The sequence below is a fragment of the Clostridium sp. C8 genome, assembly GCF_001010885.1.
Lineage (GTDB): Bacteria > Bacillota > Clostridia > Clostridiales > Clostridiaceae > Clostridium > Clostridium sartagoforme.
Genome location: NZ_LBMX01000044.1, coordinates 1 through 543, shown reverse-complemented (window position 1 = coordinate 543; position 543 = coordinate 1). Strand labels below are relative to the sequence as shown.

Sequence of the window (543 nt, the reverse complement as noted above, 5' to 3'; positions counted from 1 at the left end):
TTAGTTTTGACCAAAATATCTATCTAATAATCCCTTAAATGCTTGTCCGTGTCTAGCTTCATCTTTACACATTTCATGAACTGTATCATGAATTGCATCTAAGTTTAATTGTTTTGCTAATGTTGCTAAGTCTTTCTTTCCTTGGCATGCTCCATGTTCTGCATCTACTCTAGCTTGTAAGTTTGCTCTTGTATCTGCTACTACTACTTCTCCTATAAGTTCTGCAAATTTTGCTGCATGTTCTGCTTCTTCAAATGCTATTCTCTTATATGCTTCTGCTACTTCTGGGAATCCTTCTCTATCTGCTTGTCTTGACATTGCTAAGTACATTCCTACTTCTGTACATTCTCCTACAAAGTTAGCTTGTAATCCTTCCATTACTCTTGGATCTACATCTTTTGCTACTCCTACTCTATGCTCATCTGCCCATGCTAAATCTGCTGATTGTTCCACAAACTTATCAGCTCCTACCTTACATACTGGACATTGTGCTGGTGCCATATCCCCTTCATGAACGTATCCACATACTGTACAAACAAATTT

At 37.6% G+C, this 543-nt stretch carries 1 protein-coding gene; it reads right to left on the bottom strand.

Annotated features, from left to right (window positions below):
• Window positions 1-543: NADH peroxidase (locus AAT22_RS06680; protein WP_156174291.1), on the bottom strand; the 543-nt coding region annotated here is incomplete at its 5' end.